A 26,613-nucleotide genomic window follows, 5' to 3' on the forward strand; every position below is an offset into this window, starting at 1 on the left:
ACTAGTTTTTATTTCTTCACATAGAGTATTTTTAAATGACTATATCATCAACAACATCGCCACTGCTGAGCAAAAAAAGACGCGATTATACGCCGCCAAGCCACACTATTGAGACCGTCGATTTACGTTTTGAACTAAGCCCCCAAGAGACTAAAGTTACGGCCGTTTCAACGATAAAACGAATTGATACGCAGTCGTCTGTTTTATTTTTAGACGGTAAAGATTTGTGTTTGCAGTCGATTAAAATTGATGACCAAATTTTGACAGAAAATGATGATTATAAAATGCTCGATAATGGTCTAGAGCTTTACACCTCGCTTGCGACCTTTACCCTTACCGTTGTGAACACCATAAAACCCATTGAAAATACAAGTTTAGAAGGGCTATATTATTCAAATAACGCATACTGTAGTCAGTGCGAAGCTGAAGGCTTTCGTAAAATTACTTATTTTTTAGACCGCCCCGACGTTCTCGCTATTTTTACAGTAAGCATAGTCAGCACAGCAGAAGCTGACACTTATTTATTAAGCAACGGTAATCTTATTACAGATACTGGTTTTGAAAATGGTGAACGCACTTGCGTATGGGAAGACCCTTTCCCCAAACCAAGCTATTTGTTTGCATTAGTGGCGGGTCATTTTGATAAGCTAGTTGATGAGTTCACTACTCAAAGCGGTAAAAAGATCGCATTAGAGCTTTTTGTAGATGAAGGTCGACTGGGGCAAGGACAACACGCCCTAGACTCTTTGAAAAAGGCAATGAGTTGGGACGAACAAAATTACGGACTCGAATATGATTTAGATATATATATGATAGTGGCCGTTGATTTCTTCAATATGGGCGCGATGGAAAACAAAGGCTTAAATGTATTTAATTCTAAGTTTGTGTTGGCTGATGCGCACACCGCTACAGATGAAGACTATTTTAATGTAGAGGCGGTTATCGCACACGAGTATTTTCATAATTGGACAGGTAATCGCGTCACGTGCCGAGATTGGTTTCAATTAAGTCTAAAAGAGGGTTTGACGGTCTTTCGTGATCAACAGTTTTCGGCTGATATGTACAGTGATTTAGTGACCCGCATTAGCCATGTAAATGTAATGCGCGAAAATCAATTTGCAGAAGACGCGGGCCCCATGAGTCATCCCATTAGACCTGACGAAGTAGTTGAAATGAGTAACTTTTACACAGTAACCGTCTATAATAAAGGCGCAGAAGTAATACGTATGCTGCACACTCTTTTAGGCAAAGCTGGTTTTAGAAAAGGCATGGATGAGTATTTTGCTCGCCATGATGGACAAGCGGTTACCTGCGATGATTTTGTGAATGCAATGCAAGATGCAAACGGCGCAGATTTATCGCACTTTAAGCGTTGGTACTCCCAGTCGGGTACGCCCAGGGTGAGAGTTGAGCAAGCAAGCACAGGTGACAGCCAAACCACCCTAAGCTTCACTCAAATAAATACACCAACGCGCACGCAAGCGCAAAAACAAGATTTGTATGTGCCCATAAAACTCGAATGTTTTGATAAGAATGGCCACAAAGTCGATACTCGTTTAAAAAATGATACATTAGTGATGAATAGTGCAAGCACCGCGCTAGTTTTAGATGTGCCGAACGAACAAATTACGCCGTCTTTGTTACAAGATTTTTCAGCGCCGGTGCTTATTGAATACGACTATACATTGTCGCAACTGCTAATTATTATTGAGTTTGCTGGCAACGACTATGCGAAATGGGAGGCGTCGCACAATGCTTATATAATGTTAATAAAAGAAATATATAATGCAGCAAATGGCGCAAACAATAATGCTGATATGCAACTGAGGCAAGACATTGAAAAACTGGCTACCGCCATTAAAAATTTGACCGTAGCACCTGAGGTGCTCGCGCAAATTCTGTCGGTGCCTAGCGCAGAATCATTATATTCTCAAATAGAAAAAGTAGACCCGATTATGTTATACCATGCTAGACATAAAGTTGTTGTGCAATTATCGAATACTTTACATCATTTTTGTATACGTCATTACCTACGCTTGTCTCAAAACCCAAGGCCATACGCCTATGAAAAACAGCAAGTAAACAATAGATCCTTAAAAAATACCTGTCTTCACTTACTCGCCCATAGCAGTGCCGAGACAGTAGCACCGCTTATTGCCTTACAATATAAAAATGCGCACAATATGTCGGACCGTTTGGGAGCACTAAAAGCTGCACAGGTCACTCAAGATGATACCTTTGACTCTTTAATGATCGCGTTCGAAGAGCAATTTGGAGATGACGCAGTGGTGATGGATAAATGGTTTGCTATGCAGGCAAAATCGAGTAAAACCGATATATTGGCACATTTAGATTTGCTGCAAGCGCATCAGCAGTATTCAATTAAAAATCCTAATAAAGTGCGCTCGCTCATTGGTTCGTTTGCGTTTTATAACACCTTGGGTTTTCATCAAATTGATGGGTCTGGATACAAATATTTAACTGATTACCTAATTACTTTAGATAAAGTAAACCCACAAATTGCGTCGCGATTAATGACACCCCTCATGCAGTTTTCACGCTATGCAAGCACGAATCAAGTGCTCATTAAAGCGCAGCTTAACAGGCTCTACGGTGTAAAGGGTTTGAGCAAAGATTTGTTTGAAAAAATTAGTAAAGCGCTCATTATGTAACCTAGTGTTGGCGTGATTGTTGTATGGTAAAGAAAAGCAATCTTCATCAATCGTACTGTCTTTCAGTGAGTTTGCACTATGCCCAATGTGAAGATTTGTATCGCCAACAAATTAAATTTCTACTGGTGACAAACAGTAAATTCGAATGCCTAAGTAAAATATGCAAAGATTTATTTCGCCAAGCTGCCTGCAGGGCAATTACGGGCTAATCGTCGATACTAATAACAAAATCGTTAGTGTTAAATGTATTCGTTAACAATTATGCAATGATTAACACCTCATAAGCGGCTTAATAAACAAGCATGATATTGCAAGTGGGCGATAAAAGTTTATAAATATCACGATAATGAAGTAACTGGTACGATTTGTTCTTGCGATTACATTAAAATGATGTAATCATTTTGTTAATGTCAAACGAAGTGTTGTGTTTTTTTTTAGCACACCCAAACAAGTGTATTTGAAGAAGGTAAACCCATGACAAATAAGCCTAGCGCCTTTAATAAAACTTCTATCGCAATAGGTATTGCATCAATAATAGCGGCAATGTCTAGCAGTGTTTATGCTGCTAACTGGAGTTTTGGCGACGTAGAAGTCAATTTTGATTCTAACTTCACATTAGCGACAAGTATTCGCGTTGAAGACCGTGATTTTGATCTTATTGGCAACAGTAACCACCCTCAGTTCGACTGGTCTGGCTATAATGCTGCAACCAATGTAATTTATCCAAGCGCAGATGTATGGGCACTGTCAGATGGCGCGTATTCTACTAATGGCGATCTAGGCAACTTAAGTTACGATCCAGGCAAAGCGTTTTCAACTCAGTTCGTTGGCTTACATGAACTCGATGTTAATTACGGCGACTATGGCTTTTTCGCACGTGGCTTCTATTTTTATGATTTTGAATTGTCCGACAACGATAGAGACTGGGCTAATCCTATTACCGGAGTAACGGTTGACCCTTGTAGAGATTCAAATGCTAAAGAGGAGCTTTGCAGTGATGTAAGAATGTTAGACTTCTTTGCTTATGCAAATTTATGGGTCGGCGATATGCCGGTTAGCATCCGTGTAGGTGACCAAGTTGTAAGCTGGGGAGAGAGTACGTTTATCCAACATGGTATTAATACAACTAACCCCGTTGATGTGACGCGATCACGAGCGCCTGGCTCCGAACTCAAAGAAGTATTTATTCCCGTTGGGATGGTATATGCATCGATAGGCCTTACCGATGCCGTGAGCGTTGCAGGTTATTATCAATATGAATATGAGCGTTCGTTGCTGCCAGTAGCAGGTAGCTATTTTGCGGGCAACGACTTTGCAGGCGAGGGCGGTTCGTTTAATAATATCCAACTGGGTTTCACCGGAAACCCTGACATTGACGCAGACACCTTAATAACGCAGCTAAATGGCATAGGAGCAGCCTTGGCCTCTGGTACTATTTCTCCACAACAGGCGGGCCAAGCCTATTTAGCGTATCCGACAAAAGTAGCTGTAAGGGCACGCGGTGACGCAGCGCATGATGAGGCCAGTGACTCGGGTCAATATGGCTTGAAACTATCTTGGTTTGCATCTGAGCTAAACGAAACTGAGTTTGGTTTTTATCATATTAATTATCACTCTACACGACCCTTAGTATCAGGGCGCACATCTGACTTTACGCCGGCTAGCATTGGCAGAGATTTAAATATCCTAGCGTCTGGTGGCGTGACCAGAGATACTATTACAGACTTAGGTGCATTTACGGAAACAAGATTCACCTACCCAGAAGATATTAAATTGTACGGCGTAAGTTTTAACACCACAGTAGGTCAAACAGCGCTCTCTGGAGAATTCGCCTACCGTCAAGACGAGCCCTTGCAAATCGATGATGTTGAACTTTTATATACTGCTATGCCAGAGCAGCTTGCCAATGCAGGTTTACGCCCAGACTTAGCCGGTATATCACAGTTGAATAATATTGGTAGAAATGTGGGGCCCGGCGAGACCGCAGAAGGATTCTTGCTGTCAGATACTTGGCAGGTGCAGATGACTGCTTCGCATGTATTTGGTCCAAGATTGGGCGCCGATAATCTGATACTTTTAGGTGAAGCAGGCTACGTACGCGTTCAAGACTTCCCAGACCCCAGCGTTATTCGTTTAAATGCACCAGGTACTGCTCGTACTCCTTCATTAGAACCCATTGGAAATAATAACAGGGAAGGTTTGCATACAGGTGTTTCCAACGGGCCAGAAACTAATCCATTTGCCACCAGTGGCGCATGGGGATATCGCTTACTCGCGGTAGCCGATTTTAATAATGTGTTTGCGGGTATGAATTTACGCACTCGCGCGACCTTCTCACATGATGTAAATGGCACCACACCCGATCCACTGTTCTTGTTTCTTGAAGATACTAAATCAGCTAACCTAACATTTACGCTAGACTACCTAAGTAAGTGGTCATTTTCGGCGGGCTACAGTGCATTTTGGGGCGGTATAGGCACTACTAATGCGCTATCCGATCGTGATTTTGCCTCATTTAACATTAAATACGATATTTAAGGACCCAACCAATATGAAAAATTTAAGTGTAATTGCAAGCAGTATTGTAATCGCAATTGCCAGCACTCATGCACTTGCGAAAGTGTCTGATGCTGAAATCGCAGAGTTAGGTCAACGTTTAACACCTTTAGGGGCGATACAAGCAGGCAATGCCGACGGTAGCATTCCCGCATGGACAGGGGGCATTACCTCTGCGCCGGAAGGTTACACGGTGGGTGACTTTCACATAGACCCATTTCCAGACGACAAACCGTTGTTCATCATAACCGCAGCCAATTATAAAGAGTACGCTGAGTTTTTATCTGACGGTCAACAAAAGCTTTTTGAAACATATCCTGATACTTACAAAATGCCAGTGTATCAAACAAGAAGAACCGCTTCTAACCCTCAGTTTGTGTATGACGCTACCAAACGAAATGCTAAAACCGCTGAGTTGATACAGGACGGAAACGGCCTGAAAGGCGCTGCGATTGGCATCCCATTTCCGATTCCTCAAAGTGGCGTTGAGGCTATATGGAACCATACGCTTCGCTACAGAGGTCAAGGTGTTCAGCGAAATGGCGGGCAAGCGGCAGTAACCGCAGGCGGCGATTATAACGTTATTGGTTTTGATGAACAGCTAATGATAAAATATGCCGAGACGGGCATGACGCCAGAAAGGCTGACCGAAGAAAATATACTGTTTAAATTTAAGCAAAGTGTGACTAAGCCAGCAAGGCTTGCCGGAACCGCTTTACTCGTTCACGAAACGGTTGATCAGGTTAAAGAGCCACGTCAAGCATGGACATATAATACCGGCCAAAGACGTGTTCGTAGAGCGCCTAATATCGCTTACGATGCACCGGGAACCCAAGCCGATGGCCTGCGCACAACCGACGATTTTGATATGTTTAACGGCTCGCCCAATCGTTATAACTGGACACTCGTAGGCAAGCAAGAACTTTATGTTGCCTATAACAGCTATGCTATTCACAGTAATAACGTTACCTATGAAGATATTCTGCATGCTGGGCATGTAAATCCAGACCTAACGCGATTCGAAAAGCATAGAGTGTGGGTTGTTGAAGCAAACATAAAAGATGAATTTCGTCATATTTACCAAAAACGTGTGTTCTATATTGATGAAGACAGTTGGCAAATTCAAGTCGCTGATATGTACGACAACAGAGGCGAGCTTTATAGAGTTGGCATTGCGCATGGTGTAAACTATTATGATGTGCCGACTCATTGGTCCACGCTTGATGTATATCATGATCTCAATTCGCGTCGTTATCTCGCCATAGGTTTAGACAACGAAGAATCAATGTATGACTTCACCATAGAGCTTGATGACAGAGAATTCACGCCGCAAGCTTTGCGACGAGAAGGCAAACGTTAATTGCAAAAACGGCTGGCTTTGCCAGCCTTTTTTTATGAAAGTTAGAAAGTGAGAGAGTGTGAAAGTAAAAAATATTAGTGTAGCGGCCGTTCTTAGTTTACTTGGGCTTGCAACAGCAAATGCCAACGAGCTATCTTTTATAGCGCCTTTAGTGAAAGAGTCTTTACTGTTGGGTGTAAGCGAAGGCAAGCACAATGTAATTGTAGGTGAGCGTGGCCATATATTGGTTAATCAAACCACGGGTGACGCGTTTGCTGAAAATTTTAGGCAAGTTCTGTCTCCTGCTAACGTCACCTTAACCGATGTATTTAGTCTGAATAACTTTGCATGGGCAGTTGGGCACGATGCCACAATAATTAAATCTTCCGATGCAGGCCTTACATGGACATTAGTGCAAAGCGACCCTGATTTAGATAGGCCGTTGCTGAGCGTCTATTTCTTCGACGAAAAGGAAGGTATTGCTGCTGGTGCATACGGACTCTTCTACCGCTCAACTAACGGTGGTGATTCATGGGTGCAAGAAGGACACCCAGGGATGTTGTCGCCAGATGACAATGATTATTTAGACAGTATTAAAGATGACGAAGCCTTTTATTTAGAAGAGCTGTCGTTTATTTCTCCTCATTTGAACAAAGTTTCTGCAAGTGAAAATACACTTTACGTTGCCGGTGAAGCTGGTTTATTGGCAACTAGCAGCGATAAAGGCAAAAGCTGGAAACGTATTGATATAGGTTATCAAGGGTCTTTCTTTGACGTTGGCATACTACCTAACGAAATATCGTTAGTCGTTGGTTTGCGCGGTCATATGTTTGTATTGGCAACTGATGAACAATTACCTATTGAAACCTGTGTAACGACGTCCTTAAATTCAGTGATTACATCTGAAAACAAAGTGTTTGTGGCGGGCAATAATGGTGTGATATTGAGCATTGACATTCAAAAACTAAACGAAGACTCTGCTAACGCCTACGACACCTTCGATAGAGCCAACATCGCTAATTGCAAAAGGCATCCCTCTGTTTCGCTTGTAAACACTGACTTTTCTGATGCAATTTTAGGCGGTATTATATCCAATGACCGTCTTTTGTTAGTCACCGCAGGTGGTTTAAAAACAATGGTAATAGAAGAATAAGATGAACCCATTCGTTAAAAAAATTGAAAATATGGTGTTTGAGAATCGCATGGCGGTTGTCATCGTCTTTTTAATCGCCACGGTATTCTTAGCCTATCAAGCCTCTTTGCTCAAATTAGATGCTGGCTTTACCAAAAACATTCCACTTAACCATGAGTACATGCAAACCTACATAAAGCATCAAGAAAATTTTGGTGGTGCAAATAATATATTGGTGTCGGTATGTGATAAAAATCAGACCATTTATAATCAAAACTTTTTTGACACACTTAAAAATGTACATGACCAGCTATTCTTTATAGAAGGCGTCAATCGCTCCCTCGTTGTTTCGTTGTTTGCACCCTCTACTCGCTTCACAGAAATTGTAGAAGGTGGCTTTTCAGGTGGCCCCGTTATACCTGCTGACTTCAACTCCTCTGATCCTGAATCGCTACAGATTGTGCGTAAGAATATTGATAAAGCAGGTATTGTTGGACGTCAAGTCTCTAACGACTCGCGCTGCGCTATGGTAACGGCACAGCTTTTAGATATAAGCCCTGAAACGGGAGAGCCTCTTGACACCTTGCAAATAGCCTCAAAGCTCGAAGATCAGCTGCGCGGCCAATATGAAAATGAACAAACAAGTGTTCATATTATTGGCTTTGCCAAGATGATTGGTGATGTGGCTGATGGTGCTAAAGATGTGCTTATGTTCTTTGCTATTGCCATCGCAATAACGGCTATTATGGTGTACTTTTTCTGTAAGTCACTTGTATTAACGTTTTTACCTTTGGCGTGCTCCATTGTGGCCGTCGTTTGGCAACTAGGTCTGCTTACGGTATTCGGATTTGGCATGGATCCCATGTCTATTCTAGTGCCGTTTTTGGTCTTTGCGATAGGGGTGAGCCATGGCGTGCAGATGATCAACGCCATGGGCAAGAAAGCGGCAAAAGGTATATCGGTTAAAGATTCTGCCCGACATGCGTTCTCATCGTTATTGATACCGGGCGGAGTGGCTTTGCTGTCAGACACGATTGGTTTTATGACGCTCTTAGTGATTGATATCGGCATAATAAAAGAGCTGGCTATTACCGCCAGTATGGGGGTTGCGGTTATTATACTGACTAACCTGTTGCTGTTGCCTGTGCTTATGTCATATGTGAAACTATCAGACTCGCATAAAGAGAAATACGCCAAAGAGCCTAAAGAATCGAAATTTTGGTTAATGGTATCCAACTGTGCGTCGCCTAAAATTGCGATAGGTATTGTGGTCGTTACCGGTGCACTCTTCGCATGGGGAAGTTATCAAGCACAATACCTGAAAATAGGCGACCTACACGCCGGAGCGCCTTCTTTACATGAAGACTCTCGCTACAATCAAGACACCTTCTTGATTACCGACAAGTTTGAAATAACGGTTGACTATATTTCGGTTATCGTTGAGGCAACGCCTGAAGCTTGTACGCGCTTTGAAGTAATGAGCGCAATAGATGAATTCCAATGGAAAATGGAGAATATTCCGGGCGTTCAATCCGGCATATCGCTGTCGTCGGTAGCTAAAAAAGTAAACGCTGGTTACAACGAGGGTAATCCCAAGTGGCAAGCACTACCGCGTAATCAGTCCACCATGGTGCAGGCGGTCTCACAAGTACCTTCTTCGTCTGGATTGTTAAACAGCGATTGCTCGGTTATGCCTGTAATCTTGTTTATGGAGGATCATAAAGCGGAAACAATTGATACCGTGGTGAAGGCTATAAAAGAGATTAGTCAAGAGTATGAAACAGACGAACTCACGTTCAAATTAGCATCGGGCCCTGTTGGCGTGATGGCGGCGACAAACGAAGCGGTTGAGGCTTCCCAAGATCCTATGCTGTATTACGTATTTGGTGCCGTAATCATATTATGCCTTATTAGTTTTCGTTCGATAAGGGCGACGCTGTCAGTGGTAATACCGCTTTACGTGGTGTCGGTCTTGGCACAAGCATTAATGACCTTTTTAGAGATAGGCTTAACGGTGTCTACTTTGCCAGTGATTGCCCTTGGGGTAGGTATAGGCGTTGACTATGGGATTTATATTTTGTCGACTATGTCGCAGCGTTTAAAGGCGGGTGACGATGTACAAACTGCCTATTTAGAAGCTTTAAAAGAGCGCGGTAGTGCCGTATTGTTTACCGGCATTACGCTGGCGATTGGCGTGAGTACATGGGTATTTTCAAGTTTAAAGTTCCAAATGGATATGGGGATACTACTCACGTTTATGTTTTTAGTGAATATGTTAGGCGCAATAATAGTGTTACCTGCTATTGCTCGTCTGCTGTGGTTTAACTCACATAAGAAATAACTCACATAAATTACTAAAAAAGGACCAATAAGGTCCTTTTTTTATACATTTTGAAACGATGGGAAGCAAAATGTAAATATTTAGTTAATATAGCTGGCAAACCACTATTAAATCTAGGAAAATGAAAGGAATTACGTGCATTTACAACTAATTCAAATATTAAAAAGGCGGGTATACGAACATGTCGGTCACGCACCAGCAGCAGTCAGTGTTATTAGAACAAGTTTTTTCGCTTATCAACGATAAAGTCGATGCCTCAGAATCGAATAAAGTCATTCAGTTTGGGAATTTGCTGTTAAAGACAATGTCGTTTGACGATTTGGACGGTCGCAGCGATAGCGATTTATACGGCGCTATTTTGAGCTTGTGGAAGCTACTGCAAAGTAAGAAAAATAGTGAACCATCCATCAAAGTGTTCAATCCTGAAATTGCCAAACACGGCTGGCAGTCATCGCATACGGTTATCCAAATTATCGTGGATGACATGCCCTTTTTAGTCGACTCCATCAAAATGGCGATTAACAGACTTAATATTACATCACATCTGGTATTGCATTCTCCTATGCACTTTACCCGTGAGCTTAATGGCAACGTAGGCGCGTTTGTCGAAAAATCAGAGCGCGGAACTAAAGGTTGCTCTGAAACCGCATTTTTGATTGAGATAGATCGCCAGTCTCGCCCCGAGTTTGTAAAAGAGCTTACCAGTGAACTGCATTCAGTGGTAAGTGAAGTGTCTCTGTCGGTAGCTGACTGGCAAACAATGCGTGAAACCTTAACTAATATCACTAAAAATTTCGCCCAGTCTAATAGTAATGCCCTAAATGAAGTTAAGTCTCAGAGCAAAACCTTCTTAAACTGGCTAAATGACCATAATTTCACGCTAATGGGATATCGTTACTACGACGTAAAAGCCATTGAAGGCGATCACCGCTGGATACCCGTAGACGAAAGCTCTTTGGGGTTAATGAAAAATTCGGTAAGTGCACGGGAGCGAGTGCTGTCTAATGTGCCTGCTAGCGCGCGCAAGGAAGCTTTAAGCAGCAACCCACTAATGCTGACTAAAACCAGTTCTAAATCGCGCGTTCATCGACCAGCCTATATGGATTATATAGGCATTAAAGATTTTGATGAAAAAGGCAATGTTAGCGGAGAGCATAGATTTTTAGGCTTATACTCTGCCTCTTTCTACAACAGTAGCGCCACCGACTTACCCATGCTGCGAGAAAAAATTGATAGAATGTGCGTTTTCTCAGGCTTCGAGAAAGGCACGCATGCTTATAAAGCGTTCGTTAACATTATAGAAACTTACCCACGCGACGAGTTAATTCAAACACCTGATCAAGAACTTGCGCAAATTATTTTGGGCATTTTTCAGATGCAAGAAAGAGGAATGACCAGAATATTCGTGAGAAAAGAAGCGTACGGACGCTTTATTTCCTGCATGGTATACGCGCCAAGAGAACGCTATAACACTCAGTTAAGACGAGACACTCAGCGTTTATTAAAAAACGCATTTAATGCTAACGGTGATGTTGAATTTAATACGTATTTTTCAGAATCAGTTTACGCAAGAACGCATTATATTGCGCGCGTCAAAAACAACAACATGGAATTCGATGTGAATGAGATTGAAAAGAACCTGATTGAGCTCACCAAAACATGGCAAGACAAATTAAACAGTAAAATTGTCTCTGTTTATGGTGACGAGCAGGGTAAAAGTATCGCCCAGAAATATGATAACGCCTTTACCCGTAGCTATGCCGAACAAAACCTACCGAGTGCCGCGCTTGTCGATATTCAACGAGTAGAATTGCTCAGTGACGAAAAAACATTGGACATATTGTTTTATCAACCCCAAGAGGAAGTATCGGGTAGTAACATTGTAAAACTAAAGCTTTATCATAAAAATGAGCCAATTCACCTGTCAGATGTACTGCCAATTTTAGAGAACTTTGGACTTAGGGTAGTGGATGAAAGACCTTATAAAGTGACCACTGATAAAGGCGAGCTTAGCTTCGTAATGGACTTCACCATGATTTACAAAACGAGTAGCGTTTTTGATATGGAAAAATCCCAAGAGCTTTTCCAAAAAGCGTTTACCGCTACCTGGGATGGCGACTTAGAAGACGACGGCTTCAACCGCTTAATTTTGAGTGCTGGCATTACCGGCAGAAGAGTCACCATTGTGCGCGCATACGCAAAATATATGCGCCAAATTGGGACGTCGTTTAGTATTGATTACATCGCTAATACAATGGCGAGCTACCCAGAGATCGCTAAGCTTGTCATCGACTTGTTTCACCAGAAATTCAGTCCAAGTATCCGCAGAAACAAAAGTAAAGTTGAAAGCATACAAGCCAACGTAATGGCTAAATTGGATACTGTATCTAATTTAGATGATGACAGAATTATTAGGCGTTATTTAGAACTTCTTAATGCGACTCTAAGAACCAACTTTTATCAGAAAACCAAATTAGGCGCGTTTAAACCCTACATTTCATTTAAGTTACTGCCAGAGCTAATTCCTGATATGCCTTTACCTCTGCCTAAATTCGAGATATTTGTATATTCTCCTAGAATTGAGGGTGTTCACCTTCGCGGCGGAAAAGTGGCGCGGGGTGGACTGAGATGGTCTGACCGCATGGAAGACTTTAGAACAGAAGTGCTAGGCCTTGTAAAAGCTCAGCAGGTGAAAAATACCGTAATTGTTCCGGTTGGCGCAAAAGGGGGGTTTGTGTGTAAGAAAATGCCATCGGGAGCCGATCGGAAGACCATTCAGGCAGAAGGGCAAGCCTGCTATAAAATATTTATTAGAAGCCTATTAGATATTACCGACAACATTAAAGACGGACAAATTATCCATCCTAGAGACGTGGTGCGTTTAGATGAAGATGACCCGTATTTGGTGGTAGCAGCTGATAAAGGCACAGCTACCTTTTCTGACATTGCCAACGCGATATCAAATGAGTTTGATTTTTGGTTAGGCGACGCTTTTGCCTCTGGCGGCAGTGTTGGATACGACCATAAGAAAATGGGAATTACTGCACGCGGCGCGTGGGAGTCAGTGAAGCGCCACTTCCGTGAAGTTGGTATAAATTGCCAAACTACGCCTTTTACCTGCGTAGGAATAGGTGACATGGCAGGTGATGTATTCGGCAACGGTATGCTGTTGTCGCAGCAAACTAAGATTGTGTGTGCGTTTAACCATATGCATATTTTCTTTGACCCTGACCCCGATCCTGAATCCAGCTATAAAGAGCGCAAACGTTTGTTTGGTGACCCTAGTTTAAGTTGGGATGATTACGAGCGCTGCCTTATCTCAAAAGGCGGCGGTGTTTTTAAGCGCAGTGACAAATCAATCAAGCTTAGCCCAGAAATGAAAAAATGGTTAAACACGCGCCAGCTCACCATGTCACCCGTTGAGCTTATTCACAATGTATTAAAAATGCCAGTAGATTTGATTTGGAATGGTGGTATTGGTACCTATGTAAAAAGCAAACACGAGTCGCATTCTGAGGTCGGAGACAGGGCTAATGACGCAACGCGCGTAAACGGCGCTGATGTTAAGGCGAAAATTATCGGCGAAGGCGGAAACTTAGGCTGCACTCAGTTAGGTCGTATTGAATATGCAGCATCTGGCGGTCGTATAAATACCGACTTCTTTGACAACGTGGGCGGTGTAGATTGTTCAGACAATGAAGTTAACATCAAGATATTGTTAAACACGGTCGTAAACAAAGGTGATCTAACTGTAAAGCAGCGCAACAAATTGCTCTACGAAATGACTGATGATGTTGCTCAAATAGTGATTCAAGACTGCTACCGTCAAACCCAATCGCTGTCAATTACCCAAATGATGGGGGTAAAACAGCTTAAAGAACAGCTTCGATTTATTCATGGTCTTGAACGAGAAGGTTCACTTAATCGTGAATTGGAATTTATTCCCTCAGACGATGAAATATCTGAAAGAGTAGTGACGGGTCAAGGCTTAACGCGCCCAGAACTTGCAGTACTTATTGCGTACGGCAAGATGGTACTCAAAGAAGAATTTAATATAGAGGCTATTACTACAAACCCTTATTATAATCAGTACTTGTTAAATGCATTTCCAAAAGTGCTAAGAAATCAGTTTGCTGAACAAATGCAGGAGCATCCTCTTCGCGGCGAAATTATTGCGACAAAATTGACCAATGAAATTATTAATGACATGGGCCTTAATTTTGTGCATCGAATTCGTGAAGAAACGGGTGCAAATGTTGTTCAAATTTGTAACGCCTACTCTATAGTAAAAGCCATTTTTAATATGGGTAGTCTATGGGAGTCAGTAGAGGATTTAGATAATGTAATTAGTGCTGGTCTGCAGCTTGAAATTTTAGACGGCATGCGCCGAACATTACGCCGTATTGTGCGCTGGTATATCCGCCATGGCGAGTTTAAACTAGGTATTGACGAAGCGATTAAAAAATATTTGCCTGCGTTTACTGTCATTAGTACGAATTTGACTAGCTTTTTGGTAGACGAAGAAGTGAAAGAGGTAGAAGACCGCTGTGCCTTTTTAGTATCGGAAAATGTGCCTAAAGAAATTGCATATAAAATTGCCAGTTTAAGCAACTTATTCTCGTCGCTTGATTTAGCCCAAATGGCAGAGCTAAAAGACCGGCCAGTGGAAGTGGTTGCAAGGCTTTACTATCAGCTTGGTCATAAATTTGAACTTCACTGGTTTCTTACTCAAATTATTCAACAGAGTGTTAGTAATAATTGGCAAGCACTGGCAAGAGCCTCTTATCGAGAGGAACTTGATTGGCAGCAGCGCGCGATAACCCTGGTTTTACTGCAATGTTCACCCGACAGCGCCGACGCCGACAAAATACTTAGTGACTGGTCAAGCACTAATAGTGTTAAAGTAGCGCGCTGGTTGCACATGATGACTGAGTTTAAAACCTCAGATAATCACGAGTTTGCTAAATTTTCTGTTGCCTTACGTGAATTGATGCTGTTAAGTATCAGCGCAAACCATTAAACTATAACTCGCAAAAAGTACTCAGCCCTGCTTGCAGGGCTTTTTTATATCTAGGATAAAAGTGTATTCAATCGTTCAAAAATTGTTAATGCTGTGTGATGCAGAACGAAGCCATGATTTTTCGATGGCTTTTCTTAAAGGTTCTCAGCACAACCTGTTGAAAAACATTTATGCCCAATCGCTAAGTGGCAAACCCCTTGAGTGTTTGGGCTTGAGTTTTAAAAACCCAATTGGCTTAGCCGCAGGCTTAGATAAAAACGCCGAGTGTATAGACGCGTTTGACGCAATGGGTTTTGGGTTTATTGAGGTAGGCACCACTACGCCTTTAGCGCAGTTTGGCAACGACAAGCCCCGAATGTTTCGCTTGCCACAGCATAAAGCCATTATTAATCGATTGGGCTTTAACAACAAAGGGGTCGATTACCTTGTTGAGCGCGTAAACCAAAGTAATTACCAAGGTGTGTTGGGCATTAATATTGGTAAAAATAAGGATACGCCTGAAGAAAATGCAATAGATGACTATTTAAACTGCATGCGCAAAGTCTATGAGCTAGCGTCTTACATTACCATCAATATTTCGTCTCCTAACACCCCAGGGCTGCGTAATTTACAATACGGTGATTTACTTAAAACCTTGCTCAGTAGCTTAAAAACAGAACAAACTCTTCTGCACAAAGCAACCGGGAAGTACGTACCATTGGCGGTCAAAATAGCCCCTGATAATACACAAGCAGAAGTTCATGATATTGCCACAGCACTCATCGAAACGGGTATGGATGCAGTGATTGCTACTAATACCACACTTGCCCGAGATAGCGTGCTTGGGCATAAACATGCTGCTGAAATGGGTGGGTTAAGCGGCGCTGTCTTAACTAAGCAAAGTAACGATATCACGCAAATGCTGAGTAAAGCACTCAACGGTGCAATGCCAATTATTGGTGTAGGCGGCATTAGTAATGCACAAGATGCTGCTCAACGCTATGCTTCTGGCGCTCGTTTACTCCAAGTATACTCCAGTTTTATTTACCAAGGACCACCGCTACTAAAAGAGCTGACCAATGTATAAATTTATAGTAACCGCTGCCAAAGGGCTTGACGAATTATTAAAGCTTGAAATAGCAGAAATGTTAAATATTCCTGATGACGAAATTCAATCTTTTGCCCGCGTTCAGCCAGGCCAAGTAAGCTTTGAAGCTGAATTAAAGGACGCCTATAAAATATGCATGAGCTCTCGCCTAGCTAACCGTGTCTTAATCGTCATGAATGAGGGTAAAGCGGGTAATGCTGAAGAGCTATATACGCTTGCCTCTCAGGTCGACTGGCCGCAGCAATTTAGCAGCCATACCTCGTTTGCGGTGCAGTTTGTGGGCGAAAGCAAAACAATCAACAATACCCAGTTTGGTGCCTTAAAAGTAAAAGATGCGATTGTCGATTCTTTTGTAGAAGATGGTCAATCCCGTCCTAATGTTGAAAGACAATTTCCAGAATTTCAGGTGCATGTAAGGCTAAGGCGTGAAAGTGCGGCTATTTGTATCGACTTGTCGGGCACTAGCCTGCATAAGCGAGGGTATCGAGAAGCCACTGGCGATGCCCCTTTAAAAGAACAGCTTGCTGCTGCAATCTTATATAGAAGCGGCTGGCACAAAGACTGCTCAAAAGCCTTGCTAGATCCAATGTGTGGTTCAGGTACCATCGCTATTGAAGGTGCTATGATAGCGGCTAAGATTGCGCCCAACGTTGAGCGTAAGCTATGGGGCTTTAGGCACTGGTTTGGGCATCAGGCCGCTGAATTTGAAAGCGTTAAAGCCGAACTAATAGCTCAGCAGAAAGCACCAGACGGGCCTATTTACGCTTTCGATATTAGTACCACTATTTTAGATTACGCCGTGACCAACGCTGAAAACGCAGGGGTTGTCGACTATATTGATTTTAAACAGTGCGATGCACTGCATGCAAAAGTAAAAGAAACTCAAGGTTACTTTGTGTGCAATCCTCCTTATGGAGAAAGACTTGATGATTACGTTGGTCTGCTGCCTTTATACTCTCAACTAGGCAGCCATTTAAAAGCCAATTTTGCTAATTGGAATGTGGCGCTGTTAAGCTCCAATGACCATTTATTAAAAGCGCTTAAACTTCGCACCCATAAACGGTTCAAGTTATTTAACGGAAAGCTAGAGACTCAGCTAGCCTTGTATCAATTGACTCAAGATAACCTAACTGCTTTTCAGGCTAAGCCCAATGAAGACGAGTTTAGCAACAGGCTCAGCAAAAATGTAAAACGCATTGCGACTTGGTTGAAGAAAACTGACACAAATGCGTACAGAGTTTACGACGCCGATTTGCCAAACTATAACTTTGCCATCGACTGCTACGCCGACTACGTTATTGTGCAAGAATATGCACCGCCTAAAACCATTCCTGAAAATGTTGCGCAAGAGCGTTTAGCCCAAGCTTTGCTGCATATTCCGCATATTTTAAAGGTGGATCGTAAACGTATTGTGCTTAAAGTGCGTAAAAAGCAAGAGGGTAAAACGCAATATCAAAGAGTAGATACGAAGCAATCGCGAATCGAAGTTTATGAGAATCAAGCTAAGTTTTTGATCAACCCGACTGACTATTTAGATGTGGGCTTGTTCTTAGATCATCGTATTACCCGTCAGCGCTTTGCTGCGCAGTCGCGAAATAAGCATGTATTAAACTTATTTTGCTACACCGGGAGTGTGTCGGTACATGCAGCGTTACAAGGTGCCAAATCGGTTACGTCGGTAGACATGTCCAACACTTATATTCAATGGGCTAAAGATAACTTTGCCCTAAATAATCTGCAAGGGGCATATGAATTTGTGCAGGCAGACTGTTTAGTGTGGCTTGCTCGACAAAATCCAGCAAATAAATTTGATATGATGTTTGTAGATCCGCCTTCATTTTCCAATTCAAAACGCATGGAAAACAATTGGGATGTGCAGCGCGACCACGTTGCACTTTTAAGCGATGCTAAAAATATGCTGGCCAGTGACGGTAAAATTTATTTCAGTAACAATTTGCGTAGTTTTAAAATTGATGCCCAAGCTTTAGAAGCACTTGGTTTTAGCCTCAACAATATAGGCACCCAAACCATTGATGAGGACTTTAAACGCAATCAAAAAATTCATCATTGCTGGATATTAAGCCTATGAAAATAACATTATATAAAGGCCCTCAATGCGAGCTTTGCGATCATGCTATTGCGATTATTAAGCAGTTAGACGAGCCCATTGAACTAGAAAAAGTGAATGTTAGAAACTCAAGTGAGTTGTATCATTTATATGGTGCGCGTATACCGGTAATAAAAAAGAATAATGCTAGCATAGGTGGCAGCGTCAGTAATGCTTCAAATAACCCTCCACATAGCTCAACAAACGAGCTTGGTTGGCCATTTTCTCTCACTCAGCTTAAGGCGTTTCTTGCATGAGTTTACTTCAAATTAAACAGGCCAGCATATTGTTTGGTCAGCCACCTTTATTAGACCAAGCCGAATTTGTGCTGCACGAAAAAGAACGCGTATGCGTAGTGGGTCGCAACGGCAGCGGTAAGTCTACCATGCTGCAGGTACTTAGCGGCGAAGTGAAGCTTGATGAAGGACAGCGCATAGGGGCAAATCATGTGAACATAGCGCGTTTAGCTCAAGATCCGCCGACCAATAATGATATTTCTTTATTTGACTATGTGGCCGAGGGTTTAGCTGAAGACGCCTATGCTATTAAAGCGTATAACGCGCAAATACATAAAATTGCTGAAGACAGCAGCGACGCCGCGCTGGCCGAATTACAAAGACTGCAAGAGATACTCGACGCGAATAATGGTTGGCAAACCGAGCAGCGCATAAACAATGTACTTTCCCAGCTAGGTCTGGACGCAGAGATGAGTCTACAGGGCTTATCGGGCGGTTGGCGACGCAAAGCAGCACTGGCAAGAGCCCTGGTGTCGCAACCCGACATATTGCTACTAGATGAGCCAACTAACCACCTAGACATTGATATGGTGAAGTGGTTAGAAAAAACGCTACTGTCTTTTCAAGGGGCCATTGTGTTTATCAGTCACGACCGTGCATTTATTCGCAGCATGGCAACCCGCATTGTTGATATTGATCGTGGCAGCGTGACCTCATATCCCGGCAATTATGAGAAGTACCTTGAACAAAAAGCCATTGATTTAGAAATTCAAGAAACCCACGCGCGCGAATTTGACAAAAAGTTAGCCAAGGAAGAGGTATGGATCCGTCAAGGAATAAAAGCTAGGCGCACACGCAACGAAGGTAGGGTAAGAGCCTTAGAAGCTTTACGGTTGGAGTTTAAAGCTAGGCGCAATCAGTTGGGCAACGCTAATATTGTGAGCTCGGTAGGTGTTAAGTCAGGCAAACGGGTGTTCGAGCTTAAAAACGTCAATTATCAGTATGGCGACAAGCCTGTTATTCAGAACTTAGATGTACTCATAAACAGGGGTGATAAAGTCGCCTTTATTGGCCCGAACGGCTGCGGTAAAACAACCCTTATAAAGTTGCTTATTGGTCAGTTAGAGGCTCAAAGCGGTGAGGTTTTTCAGGGCGCAAACTTAGAAATAGCGTATTTTGATCAGCATCGAAATCAGTTGGATCTAAATAAATCCTTAATAGATGAAATAGCTGACGGTAAAAGAGAAATTGAAGTAAACGGCTCACCTCGACATGTTATTAGTTATTTGCAAGACTATTTGTTTTCACCTGAGCGAGCAAACGCACCAGTATCGACCTTGTCAGGGGGAGAGAAGAACCGCTTGATGTTAGCAAAGCTAATGCTCAAACCTAGTAATCTGCTAATATTAGATGAACCAACCAACGATTTAGATGTCGAAACGCTGGAATTATTAGAGTCTTTGCTAGTGGATTACAAGGGTACTTTGCTGCTAGTCAGCCACGACCGTGAATTTATTGACAATGTCGTAACGTCAAGTTTATTTTTTGAAGGTAATGGCAAGATATCGCAGTTTGTAGGCGGTTATGAAGATGTTCAGCAGTGGTATGCAAGCCAAAGAAGTGCCGCTGAGAAAACGTCTTCGGGGTCAGTAATGAAGCAAAGACTAAATGCACCGCCTAGTGCAGGTAAATCTACAGATTCGGCTACTAAGGTCAGTGCGAAAAAGTTATCATATAAAGAACAGCAAGAGTTACTGGCCTTGCCAAAGCAATTAGAAACATTAGAAGAAACGCTTGAACTTTTGCAACAAGAAGTAAGCCAGACTGATTTTTACAGTCGCGATACTTCCAAAACGCAACCGATAATAGATAAACTAGCTCAGACTGAGCGTAAATTAGATACTACATTTGCGCGTTGGGAAGTGTTGGAATCATTACAGAATAATCAGTAGTTACAGGAAAATTCATGAAATTAAACCGCATAACAGCTTTGTTAATGCTAAGTAGTTTACCTTTACTGGCAAATTCAGCTTCGTATGAAGTGGTCGAACTGCCAGGCGCTAGCATGTCATTAAATCAATTTGGCAGTGCTATAGACGAAACAGGCTTGGTGTTAACGACAGCCGTTCGACCCTTTAATCCGCCTATTGACTTGTCATTAATCGATTTGTCGATTTTTACGATGCTAAATGATCCCCAAGGTGCAGCGCGAGGTGACTTTGAAGAAGAAGACTATAAGCTTATAGCCACTTTTCTTGTTGCTCAAAACGCAAATCAGCAAAACTCCTTATTTGGTCAAAAACTAGCCACAGAGCTTGTCTACTCAAGCGATGGCACCAGCTTGAATTATGTTAGCGGCTTAGATGAAATCGCCGATGCCACGAATGGTTTTTCGTTTGCCCAACGCTCGTTAGTCGGAGATTCGGTAAACGGTACACACATTGTTGGCACAATGGCGGGCCCTTTCTCTAAAATACCTTACACAAATAGCGAAGGTGTTGAACAAGTTTATAATTTAAATACGTTTTCATCACGCGGTTTTGTGCAAGTAGGCAATGCTGTCACCCAACTTGTGCCAGAAAATACAGAGGCAGGGGGGGTTAGCACCGCTCAGGCAATAAATGCTGGTCTGCAAATTGCTGGCTCCACCAGTACTGGCCCGGCACCGGTGTTAGTTGATGTAATTGCTAATTGTGCAGATGATGAACTTCGTCCAGACGAACCTATAGAGGCATGCTTATATAAGCTGCGTATTCAATCGGGCAACGTAGACAGTTTTCGTAACGCAACAACGGAGCGTGCAGCAGTATGGCAAGTAGATGTAAACGGCGCGGTAATAAGTAAAACTATTTATGGCTTGGTATTTGAGCCCCAAGAGGAGTCACGACTCGCATTGTCTACATCAGCAATTGCCATTAACGATAATGGCGTTGCGGTAGGTGTGAGCGATGCACCTTTTTTCAACCGTACTGACGATACCGCTGTAATTTTTGAAAAGGGGCAAACTATTCGCATTATTGAAGATGATGCCTTAATGCCTAACGCTGCAACCGGTATCAATAACAACGGGCTTATTGTCGGTTTTCAGCGATATTTAGTGGGCAGAGACGTGCGCACGAAAATGTTTACTTTTGACCGCAAGACCGATGTTTTGACATTTGTTGATGGTTTTTTTGTAAACTCATCCACAATCCCAAGAGCTATCAATAATAATAACCTTGTTGTTGGAGAGGCAGACCGAGACGCTGGCATCGGTTTGAGGCAGAAAAGTGGATTTTTATATGATATTAATACTGATACTTTTTCAGATTTAAACTCGCTTCTAGCCTGCGATGCAAACTTTACTATTGTAGCGGCCGACGATATTAACGACAGCGGTGAAATAATTGCAAGCGCATTGGTAAGACGACCCGCGCGTAACGTGAAAGGGGAAGAAACAGATGGCCTTGTCGATACAGTCATTGCAGTAAAGTTAATGCCTACTGGTCGGCAGCCAAGTGAATGCGGACCTTCTGAAGACGATATATTTGCTATTGAACGAAAAGGTGCGGGTGTCGGTTTTTTGACTTTATTAGGATTATTCGTAATTAGTGTGTTTAGAAGACGTATTTAAAAAGCTTAGCTTGTAAACATAGAAAATATTAGGATATTTATTCTACTCCTCCCAAAGCCACTCTAGCAGTGGCTTTGCTATTTTTTAATAACTATTTTGCTTATTTATTTCATTTTTTATTGCTAAATAATGTAAGGTGATCCTTCCATATTTTTCAGGCACTTATCATTATTAGCGTTATTTCAAGGGATTACCTTATTGAAAAACTGCTTACATAAGTGTATCAATTAGGGGTAGAGCTTTGATGTTGCCACCCTTAATTATTAAACCGTGGAGGCAACACTTTGACATTGCAGTTAGTGTTCAAAATGTTCATATAAACAAGCGATATTAATTCTCTACTCTATTTATGTAATCTTATTTAATCTAAAGAGGCTATTAATGAAAAGACAAAAAAGAGATAAGTTAATAAGAGCTCATTCAAAAGGCTATCAAGCTGGCATTGTAGGTCGTTCTAAGGAATATTGTCCATTTCAGGCGACCAGCGCAAGATCACATTGGTTAGGCGGGTGGAGAGAAGCATTCTCAGACCGTCAGTTAGGCTTTAGTAGCAGATAATAGCAGTAAGTTCGTAATCAAAGCATTTAGCAAAAAGCCCGTCTTGACGGGCTTTTACATAACATTTACGTAAAGTCCAGAAAATTTAAAAAGCTGATGTATCTTGAAACAAACCGACTTTTAAATCTTTTGCGGTATAAATAACGCGGCCGTCTACAGATACCGAACCGTCAGCCATACCCATGTACAACCTGCGTTTAATAACGCGCTTGAAGTCTATTCTGTACGTGACTTTTTTCGCGGTAGGCAATATCTGACCTGTGAATTTAACCTCACCCACACCTAGTGCTCTGCCTTTTCCTGGACCACCGGTCCAGCCTAAGAAGAAACCAACGAGCTGCCACATAGCGTCGAGTCCTAGGCAGCCCGGCATTACCGGATCTCCTGGGAAGTGGCAATCAAAGAACCAAAGATCAGGTGAAATATCAAGCTCTGCTTCAATAAAACCTTTATCGTTTTCACCGCCTTCTTCACTAATATTGATGATACGGTCCATCATTAGCATGTTAGGTGCAGGCAATTGGCTGTTACCAGGTCCAAATAGTTCACCGCTGCTGCATGACAATAATTCTTCCCGTGTAAAACTGTTTTGATTCATAGGCATAGTCTTTTCTTTTTCAGTTATTATATTATTCTAATTATGCGCTAATTTAGCGAACACTTGTACGCAAAACAACTCTGAGCAGTTAAAAAAAGTAAAATAATTTGATTTTTGTTTTACACTGTAAGTAACCGTTGGTGATTAATACAAATATGAAAAATAAAAAGTTAGTAGCAAACGCTGAAAAACAAAAGCGTTATAGAGATCGACAGAAATCTTTGGGGAAAAAAATGGTGCGCGGTTATGTTACCCCTGAGGCCATGGAAAATTATAAAGAAATGGCCGAAATAACAGGATGGACCGATAACGATATTATCTCTAACTCGTTACGCATAACCTATGCAGCTTATAGGAACAGGCAAATCCGTTTTTTAAATAAGTGGTTGCAAGAAGATGATGTTCGAAAAAAGGCAAAGCAAAATAAAGACTCTAGTTAAGTACTGAATGCTTGCGTAGCACGCGTTTTGCCTCGCGTTTAACGTCGTCACGCTTTCTAAACGCCCATAGCCTGTCGCGCGCTTTTTTGGCTGCAAGGGTCACATCCACAATCGGCAGACAATAGTCGCGCTCTACATTAATATTGTGCATAGCTGCTTCTAAGGGCGGCATAAGTGCAGGTTCATGAATGTAGTGATTAGGCAAACTGGCAATTTCGGGCACCCATTTGCGAATGAATACGCCATCAGGGTCTTTTTCCTGCGACTGTTTGATAGGGCTATAAATGCGAATGGTATTGGTGCCCGTAATACCGGCCTGCATTTGAAATTGTGGGTAGTGAATGCCAGGCTCAAAATCAAGAAACAGTTTACCTAAGTAATCAACACCTCGAAGCCAGTCTATATTCAGGTGATGACATAGAAAGCTGACTACCATAGCGCGCATTCTAAAATTTAAATAGCCCGTTGCGATAAGTGCGCGCATGCTGGCATCTACAATAGGAACGCCTGTTTTTCCTTGCTGCCACGCTATTAGTAGTTCGTGACTTGAAGTTGAACTGTCGTATTCAAATTTTCCATAAGCTTTGTTGACTGGCCTAAACTGCATGTGGTGTTCACTTTCAAACTTTTGTATGAAATGACAGTGCCAGCTTAGTCTGGCACAAAACGCCTCTATAGAACGGGTCCAACCATCGCGATGACGGTGCCCTAGGGCTTGTTGAAATACTTGCCTTATTGATATATTGCCCCAGGCTAAGTAGGGTGATAAGCGCGAGCATGTTGTTCTTGCTTCGTCTGGTTTGCCAATGTTGCCAAAATAGCGTTTGCCTCTTGCTTTGAAGAAGTCGTGTAAAGTGTACCAAGCGCGCTTTTCACCTCCTGGTTGAAACAATGAAGCTGGTGTTAGCCATGCTTGCGGCAATTCCTCAAGTAGCACACTAAAGGCGAGGTTTTTTGTATAAGGTTTTATATCGCTAAGGACAGGGTCGACAACCGGCGCCGATATTTGTTGATACCAGTGCTTTCGCCAGGCATATCTATGGTGCAAGGGACGTTTAACCGCGCTATAAGCCGACTCTTGCCATTTAACATGGTGCTGTTTGCACCATTTCTCAAGCTCAATATCGCGTAAGTAACTTGTTTGTAAGCCTATTTCTTGATGGCTAAATATATGGCTCAAGCCTTGATGGGTAAGGGCTTCTACTATGCTAAGCATATCTTTTTGAAAGATGCTCACTGTGATGTTAAAGGGTAATAACTGTTGATTTAGATCAGCGATAGACTCACAAATAAAGCGCCAATGACGCAGGTCCATATGCGGGTCTGCTAATTGTAAGGGCTCAATAACATAAGCAATTACAATGGGCTTGCCCAAGGTAATTGCATCAACAAGTGGCTTATGATCACGCAGCCTCAAATCCCGCTTCAACCATACCAGTGAAAAAGTATCACTAGTGTTTGCGTGTGAACCTTGCATTGTGCTTGCTACTGCCATTTAGAGATGAAAGCTCCTTTCGGATCGTAAATTTCAGTCTGCTTCGCCAGATTAAATTGGCGATGTCCGCGAGGATCGCTGCCTACGCCAGCCAAATACTGCCAATTGCCATAATTGCTGGCAACGTCAAAATCTATTAATACTTCTTCAAAGTAAGCCGCACCGTAGCGCCAATCTAACTGTAGTTCATGCACAAAGCAGCTTGCCACTAGCTGGCGCGAGCGGTTCGACATAAAACCGGTAGCGGCAAGCTGTTTCATTGCAGCATTGACAATAGGGTAGGCGGTAGTGCCGTCTTTCCACTGCATAAAAGCAGCGTCGTTATGCATAACGGCGGGCGGTTTGTTTTGTATGCCGCCAAAATTGAAAAATAAGCCAGCTTGTTTTTTTGCCTGCAGATGAAAAAATTCACGCCACAGTAATTCAAAGAATAGCCAATAGGTGGAGTCGTTTTTTACGCGCTGGGCTTCATACTTTGTTAACTGCTGATTGATGTAGGCGGGTGATACGAAACCTGCGGCGAGGTAGGCTGAAAAGCGACTTGAAAAATCCCAGCCGTCTAAGCCATTTCTGGTTTCTTTATAGCTTGCTATTGAGTCGGTATTAAAGAAATAGTCGTTTATGCGGGCTCTTGCATTTTCTTCACCGCCTGTATATCCATTTTTGCTGCTTGTGTGTTTTGGCTTGTAGCTTACAAGCGGCTCAGTGTTTAATAAGGACTTGTGTACACTTAGCGTTTGGCTAAGCTTTTGATTAAATTCCTCTTTTAAATATTCTTGCAGATGCTTGCGAACAGTCAGATTCTTTTCTACCTTTCGCCGAAATGGTGAGAAAACATCGGGCATGTCTGCCATATCGAAGGGCAGTGCATCGTGCATAAGTAAATAATGACTTTGCCCATCAATAAGATGGGTTTTAGGGTGCAATTTTCGCAATTGCGCAATTTGCTTTTGTTCATTAAAACCATAGTGATGCTCAAAACTGATGCAGTCTATATTATTGTTATTGATAAGTTCGCTTATACTTCTAACGGGATCGCCGCTAAACATATGCAGATCTATGTTTGCATCGTTTAACGCAGCTTCAAGAGCCAGCAGGCCCTGATCTAAGAATGTATGCCTATGCTTGCCTAAATGGCAGTGTCCATATTTGCTTCGCCTTAGATTTTCTGGGTCAAATATGTAGGCTGCAACCACGTAGTCGCATTCATTAACAAGTTTATGTAAGGCTTCATTATCATCAATTCGTAAGTCGTGTCTGAATAAATGCAGGCCAAATTTATGTGCTTTTGTTTTCATATCGTTTCTTTTCGTTTCATTATTAATTTTTGGACACTGAGGTTTAATTACTAACTTAGGCTCCTAAGCGATCTATATTAAAGTGTGTAGAGTAAAAAAGGGTATTATGAAGCGTAGCTAA

The 26,613-nt window shown here is 42.3% G+C and carries 16 protein-coding genes; 13 read left to right on the top strand and 3 right to left on the bottom strand.

The features are described from left to right. Positions 1-35 precede the first annotated feature (35 nt). The 12 genes from pepN (at position 36) to rmf (ending at position 22,661) form a co-directional block, all read left to right on the top strand. Positions 36-2,672, top strand: a complete 2,637-nt coding sequence (gene pepN / locus BAE46_RS00360; RefSeq protein ID WP_006003529.1) for an aminopeptidase N — start codon at positions 36-38, stop codon at positions 2,670-2,672. Between the two features lie 474 nt (positions 2,673-3,146). Then, positions 3,147-5,210: a DUF1302 domain-containing protein gene (locus BAE46_RS00365; protein WP_070111477.1), complete on the top strand. Its 2,064-nt coding sequence runs from the start codon at positions 3,147-3,149 to the stop codon at positions 5,208-5,210. 13 nt (positions 5,211-5,223) lie between these two features. Continuing rightward, the gene (locus tag BAE46_RS00370) at positions 5,224-6,588 is read left to right on the top strand and encodes a DUF1329 domain-containing protein (RefSeq protein ID WP_070111478.1); all 1,365 of its coding nucleotides are present in this window, start codon (positions 5,224-5,226) and stop codon (positions 6,586-6,588) included. Between the two features lie 58 nt (positions 6,589-6,646). Further along, positions 6,647-7,720, top strand: coding sequence for a YCF48-related protein (locus BAE46_RS00375; RefSeq protein WP_070111479.1), 1,074 nt, complete (start codon positions 6,647-6,649; stop codon positions 7,718-7,720). Between the two features lies 1 nt (position 7,721). After that, entirely contained in the window at positions 7,722-10,040 is a 2,319-nt protein-coding gene (locus BAE46_RS00380) for an efflux RND transporter permease subunit (RefSeq protein ID WP_070111480.1), read from the top strand. Positions 10,041-10,221: 181 nt separating this feature from the next. After that, positions 10,222-15,060, top strand: coding sequence for an NAD-glutamate dehydrogenase (locus BAE46_RS00385; protein ID WP_070111481.1), 4,839 nt, complete (start codon positions 10,222-10,224; stop codon positions 15,058-15,060). A 61-nt stretch (positions 15,061-15,121) separates the two neighbouring features. Continuing rightward, positions 15,122-16,126, top strand: coding sequence for a quinone-dependent dihydroorotate dehydrogenase (gene pyrD, locus BAE46_RS00390; protein ID WP_070111482.1), 1,005 nt, complete (start codon positions 15,122-15,124; stop codon positions 16,124-16,126). Next, positions 16,119-18,236, top strand: a complete 2,118-nt coding sequence (gene rlmKL, locus BAE46_RS00395) for a bifunctional 23S rRNA (guanine(2069)-N(7))-methyltransferase RlmK/23S rRNA (guanine(2445)-N(2))-methyltransferase RlmL (protein WP_070111483.1) — start codon at positions 16,119-16,121, stop codon at positions 18,234-18,236. Before pyrD ends, rlmKL begins: the two co-directional genes overlap by 8 nt. Next, positions 18,233-18,511 carry a glutaredoxin family protein gene (locus BAE46_RS00400; protein WP_006003545.1) on the top strand — a complete coding sequence of 93 codons (279 nt, stop codon included), beginning with the start codon at positions 18,233-18,235 and terminating at the stop codon, positions 18,509-18,511. The genes rlmKL and BAE46_RS00400 overlap by 4 nt, the downstream gene beginning before the upstream one ends. Further along, complete coding sequence (gene uup, locus BAE46_RS00405; RefSeq protein WP_070111484.1) at positions 18,508-20,442, top strand: ATP-binding cassette ATPase Uup; 1,935 nt, start codon at positions 18,508-18,510, stop codon at positions 20,440-20,442. Before BAE46_RS00400 ends, uup begins: the two co-directional genes overlap by 4 nt. Positions 20,443-20,456: 14 nt before the next feature. Continuing rightward, positions 20,457-22,103, top strand: coding sequence for a DUF3466 family protein (locus BAE46_RS00410; protein WP_070111485.1), 1,647 nt, complete (start codon positions 20,457-20,459; stop codon positions 22,101-22,103). A gap of 381 nt (positions 22,104-22,484) precedes the next feature. Further along, positions 22,485-22,661 carry a ribosome modulation factor gene (gene rmf, locus BAE46_RS00415; protein WP_006003551.1) on the top strand — a complete coding sequence of 59 codons (177 nt, stop codon included), beginning with the start codon at positions 22,485-22,487 and terminating at the stop codon, positions 22,659-22,661. A gap of 85 nt (positions 22,662-22,746) precedes the next feature. Here the strand turns inward: rmf and fabA are convergent, their stop codons facing one another. Next, positions 22,747-23,265: a 3-hydroxyacyl-[acyl-carrier-protein] dehydratase FabA gene (gene fabA, locus BAE46_RS00420; RefSeq protein WP_070111486.1), complete on the bottom strand. Its 519-nt coding sequence runs from the start codon at positions 23,263-23,265 to the stop codon at positions 22,747-22,749. 149 nt (positions 23,266-23,414) lie between these two features. Between fabA and BAE46_RS00425 the strand changes: the two genes are divergently transcribed. Then, complete coding sequence (locus BAE46_RS00425) at positions 23,415-23,699, top strand: hypothetical protein (protein ID WP_006003554.1); 285 nt, start codon at positions 23,415-23,417, stop codon at positions 23,697-23,699. Here BAE46_RS00425 and BAE46_RS00430 read toward each other — a convergent pair. Both BAE46_RS00430 and BAE46_RS00435 read right to left on the bottom strand, forming a co-directional pair. Next, the gene (locus BAE46_RS00430) at positions 23,692-25,194 is read right to left on the bottom strand and encodes a cryptochrome/deoxyribodipyrimidine photo-lyase family protein (protein ID WP_083256748.1); all 1,503 of its coding nucleotides are present in this window, start codon (positions 25,192-25,194) and stop codon (positions 23,692-23,694) included. The genes BAE46_RS00425 and BAE46_RS00430 overlap by 8 nt on opposite strands. Continuing rightward, positions 25,185-26,492 (bottom strand): DASH family cryptochrome, encoded by a 1,308-nt coding sequence (locus BAE46_RS00435; protein WP_070111487.1) that lies wholly within the window; start codon positions 26,490-26,492, stop codon positions 25,185-25,187. The genes BAE46_RS00430 and BAE46_RS00435 overlap by 10 nt, the downstream gene beginning before the upstream one ends. Positions 26,493-26,613: the final 121 nt, after the last annotated feature.

The organism is Glaciecola punicea (assembly GCF_001756615.1).
Taxonomy (GTDB): Bacteria; Pseudomonadota; Gammaproteobacteria; order Enterobacterales; family Alteromonadaceae; genus Glaciecola; species Glaciecola punicea.

Excerpts from the sequence above, each read along its gene's own strand:
- pepN (WP_006003529.1), top strand. The coding sequence starts at position 36 with ATGACTATATCATCAACAACATCGCCACTGCTGAGCAAAAAAAGACGC.
- BAE46_RS00365 (WP_070111477.1), top strand. The coding sequence starts at position 3,147 with ATGACAAATAAGCCTAGCGCCTTTAATAAAACTTCTATCGCAATAGGT.
- BAE46_RS00370 (WP_070111478.1), top strand. The coding sequence starts at position 5,224 with ATGAAAAATTTAAGTGTAATTGCAAGCAGTATTGTAATCGCAATTGCC.
- BAE46_RS00380 (WP_070111480.1), top strand. The coding sequence starts at position 7,722 with ATGAACCCATTCGTTAAAAAAATTGAAAATATGGTGTTTGAGAATCGC.
- BAE46_RS00385 (WP_070111481.1), top strand. The coding sequence starts at position 10,222 with ATGTCGGTCACGCACCAGCAGCAGTCAGTGTTATTAGAACAAGTTTTT.
- rlmKL (WP_070111483.1), top strand. The coding sequence starts at position 16,119 with ATGTATAAATTTATAGTAACCGCTGCCAAAGGGCTTGACGAATTATTA.
- BAE46_RS00400 (WP_006003545.1), top strand. The coding sequence starts at position 18,233 with ATGAAAATAACATTATATAAAGGCCCTCAATGCGAGCTTTGCGATCAT.
- uup (WP_070111484.1), top strand. The coding sequence starts at position 18,508 with ATGAGTTTACTTCAAATTAAACAGGCCAGCATATTGTTTGGTCAGCCA.
- BAE46_RS00410 (WP_070111485.1), top strand. The coding sequence starts at position 20,457 with ATGAAATTAAACCGCATAACAGCTTTGTTAATGCTAAGTAGTTTACCT.
- rmf (WP_006003551.1), top strand. The coding sequence starts at position 22,485 with ATGAAAAGACAAAAAAGAGATAAGTTAATAAGAGCTCATTCAAAAGGC.
- fabA (WP_070111486.1), bottom strand. The coding sequence starts at position 23,265 with ATGCCTATGAATCAAAACAGTTTTACACGGGAAGAATTATTGTCATGC.
- BAE46_RS00425 (WP_006003554.1), top strand. The coding sequence starts at position 23,415 with ATGAAAAATAAAAAGTTAGTAGCAAACGCTGAAAAACAAAAGCGTTAT.
- BAE46_RS00430 (WP_083256748.1), bottom strand. The coding sequence starts at position 25,194 with ATGGCAGTAGCAAGCACAATGCAAGGTTCACACGCAAACACTAGTGAT.
- BAE46_RS00435 (WP_070111487.1), bottom strand. The coding sequence starts at position 26,492 with ATGAAAACAAAAGCACATAAATTTGGCCTGCATTTATTCAGACACGAC.